The 2,281-nt window shown below is 39.4% G+C and carries 3 protein-coding genes; all 3 read right to left on the reverse strand.

Annotation, left to right across the window (positions count from 1 at the left end):
- Positions 1 to 338: 338 nt before the first annotated feature.
- Positions 339 to 1,163, reverse strand: coding sequence for a helix-turn-helix domain-containing protein (locus AC2FA3_RS14945; RefSeq protein ID WP_490510268.1), 825 nt, complete (start codon positions 1,161 to 1,163; stop codon positions 339 to 341).
- 131 nt (positions 1,164 to 1,294) lie between these two features.
- Positions 1,295 to 1,528, reverse strand: a complete 234-nt coding sequence (locus AC2FA3_RS14950; RefSeq protein WP_490510271.1) for a thermonuclease family protein — start codon at positions 1,526 to 1,528, stop codon at positions 1,295 to 1,297.
- A 270-nt stretch (positions 1,529 to 1,798) separates the two neighbouring features.
- Complete coding sequence (locus AC2FA3_RS14955) at positions 1,799 to 2,170, reverse strand: hypothetical protein (protein ID WP_490510270.1); 372 nt, start codon at positions 2,168 to 2,170, stop codon at positions 1,799 to 1,801.
- Between the last annotated feature and the right edge of the window lie 111 nt (positions 2,171 to 2,281).

The raw sequence follows: 2,281 nt of genomic DNA on the forward strand, positions 1-2,281 counted from the left end.
GCTGAAAAGAATTTGCCTGTTCGTTGCAAGTGTTTGAAACTCAAATCATTAACGTAATTCCACACAAAGTTAACTGCACCAGCCAGTTTATTCAGCTGGTTTGCGTGTTTGTCTTTGATGCGACACTTGAGCGTTTTCATAGAGTGATTATGGTCTCAATGAGTTTGGTTGACAAGGCTGTTTTAAGGCTGAGCGACACTAGCTGACGCCTGATATCCACGCCCTAGAAGTGATGTGGTTTTACGGCGCTTTTTGATAAAAAAGAGCGGCTATATTAAATAGTTGCTCTTAATCACCAGGTAATACTACACTGCTGGCCAATATTAGGCGGGCATGCATTAAGCGTGGTCTAATACGTCCAAATTATTCGACCAATTACTACTAATATCTTGCTTTAGCAATCTGTAGGTGGGATGAAAGTCTAACGCTAACATAATAAGGGCCCAAATGTGATTGCCTGGAATAGACTGACCGGACTCATAGTTTGAAAGAGTTTGCTTGTTGATGTGTAAGATTTTTGAAAGCTCAAGTTGGCTCCAACCTTTTGCTTTGCGTTTTTCAAGCAAAACCTTACCGACATTAACTCCACTGGCATAAGTTTCTAATGCAAGTTGAATTTTTACCCACTGCTTTGCCCGCGGTACAGATAATTTACCTTTAACATCGGGAGCTTCATCAATGATACGTTGTAGTTCATCCAAATTAATGCCTTCTGCTTTAGCATTTGTAATATTAGCCAAAGCCTCCAGCGTCATGCCTCGTTTTTCGAGCGCGTTTAAAATGAATGTTGAATAACCTTCTTTAGGCACTGGATTTGTTTCAAACACAAGCTTTTCACCAAATCTTGCTTTAGCCGGCATATTTGGATGGAAGTTCAAAGCGATAGCCATCAAACTTAAAGTATTTTTGGAGATTACTGCCGTTCCAGTTTCATACTCAGAAATCGAAGAGCGCCCCCGCATTTTTAGGCGATCACTAACTTCTTCTTGACGAATTCCCATGCTTTCACGTGCTTTTAAAATGATCTCACCTACATTCGGCGGCACTGAAAGCACTATATTGTTATAAATAGGAGTTCGTGGAAATTTAGCCTTAGTAGCTTTAGTGTTGGTAGGTTTAAGGGTCCTAACTTCAGTAGCTTTGGTTGTGTTAATGATGTTCACCTTATAATTTGTTCTAGTTTATTGCGATAAATTCACCGCAAATCTTGGATATTGTCCTAAGATTTATATATATTTGTTAACGTGATTGTATTATAACCAAACGTAACAATCAATATTTACTAATGTGTTTTTTAATATAACCACGGGGTCTCAGTTTCAGGAGTGCGCCATAAGCCGTTTAAATGTATTCGAGCAACCTTCTCAGCATCGCTATATGCATATTTATCATCATTGAGCTGCTCGTTTTGGTATTGCTCATAGTGGCCTGCAGAACCAACCCCAACTTGGTAAAAGTTACAGTCTGTATTACCGGCCATAACTTTACCTAGTATACGAGAATAACGATCTTCTTCCTTATATACGATATAGTCAGTTCAATATAAAAAGATACAGTGAAACGGAGATAGATTTTTCATCCTCTGTCGGCTTGAGAACAGCAAGCCAAAAAATTATCGCTGTTTTTCGTCATAAAATAACGTATCTGTTTTATTTAGTATCTAATATAGGTACTGGCTTGCCAGAAATACACTCTTCCAAGGTAGCTTTACTTTGTTAGCCATATTCTTGCTTAGACTAGGGAGCATCTTTACTGACAAGCAGCACTCTTTCACTCTGTTGATCATAAATCAGCACTTCTACCGTATCACTATCGATGACTCGGACGCCGTTAGTAAAATCTCCTTCCAGCGATTATCAAGCTTAGTCGAAATGGGCTTGCTCTCAACCACCCCTTTTTCAAGATCAGCATGAAGAGTATCGAAATTACTTATCACCTCACTATTAGCTACTTCCTGCTTGATAGTATTCGCTACCTCAGATAACGCTTTATTGACTGAGACCTTTGCATAACCCTGGAATTGCTCAGCAGTAGCAACCATAACATCGTCTGTACTATCTGTTGTAGGCGTAACAGCCGCTTCGTTTAAATTAGTGTCACAACCACTGGTCACACCAATTACCAAGAAGGCAACCGTGCAAGTTAAAACTTTCTTGCTACAGGTTTTCATAATCAATTTTTATCAAAAAGCGCCGTAAAACCACGTCACTTTTAGGGCGTGGATATCAGGCGTCAACCGTTGTCATCTAAGATTGAACACAGCTTGTTAACCAAGCTCATT

Source organism: Janibacter sp. CoH_79_TC_3, assembly GCF_058197955.1.